Here is a 1,001-nt window from a genome sequence, read left to right as displayed (position 1 = left end):
CTATCGTCACGGAATTAGGTGTTGCTGATCAGAGTTATTTGGAAATGCAGAATCAGCAGTCAGCTGCAACAGGTGGTATTCATGCATTTTCTAGTGTGAAAGGTGGAGGTGCTGATGAGCAAGACGTTAAAGGAGTGCTTGTTTTCAGTGGTAAGGCTTTACGTCGAAATGCGCAAACCTTGAATCGTCTCTTACATGATTACATAAACAATGTTCGTTTTGATGAGACCTCTCGCATGCGAGAACTAGTCTCTCAGATGCGCGCGCGTCGCGAACAATCTGTTGTAAATAACGGCCATAGCTTAGCAATGGGTGCGGCTTCTAGCGGTATGAGTCCGGCAGCTAATCTGGCTTATCGTCTAGGTGGATTGCAAGGCATTAAATCACTGAAAGCGCTGGATACTTCTTTGAATGAAGAGTCCGCATCGCAACAGTTAGCAGATCAACTATCTGAGCTTCATAATAAAGTTATTGCGATGCCAAGACAGTACTTGGTTGTTGGTGAAGCGGAAGCTCTCGAGACTTCGAAAGGCTTAATACAGGCAGAAGCTTTAAGTGAGTCGGCGAACGCAGAAAGCTTTAGTTTGCCATCAATACGTCAAGCAAATAAGCAAGCTTGGATTACCAATACACAAGTTAATTTCTGTGCGAAAGCATTTGCTACAGTACCGGTTGAGCATGAGGATGCACCGGCTTTGAGTGTGTTAGGTGGTTTCTTGAGAAATGGTTTCTTGCATCGTGCTATTCGTGAGCAAGGTGGTGCGTATGGTGGCGGTGCTAGCCAAGATAGTGCAAGTGCATCATTCCGCTTTTTCTCCTACAGAGACCCTCGCTTGAGCGAGACCTTGTCTGATTTTGATGCATCTATTCAGTGGATGTTGAATGAAGAGCATGATCCTGAGCAGCTTGAACAGGCGGTATTAGGTGTTGTTTCGCAAATAGATAAACCTCGTTCTCCTGCAGGTGAAGCAAAAGGGGATTTCCATAGTGAGCTGTTTGGA

1 protein-coding gene is annotated in these 1,001 nt (G+C 45.4%); it reads left to right on the top strand.

Annotation, left to right across the window (positions count from 1 at the left end):
• Positions 1–1,001, top strand: a 1,001-nt coding sequence (locus A3738_RS02380) for an insulinase family protein (protein WP_369819754.1), incomplete at both ends; no start/stop codon positions are given.

The sequence above is a fragment of the Oleiphilus sp. HI0066 genome, from assembly GCF_001635725.1.
The sequence above is the reverse complement of the archived record's forward strand: the minus strand, read 5'-3'. Positions and strand labels throughout refer to the sequence as shown.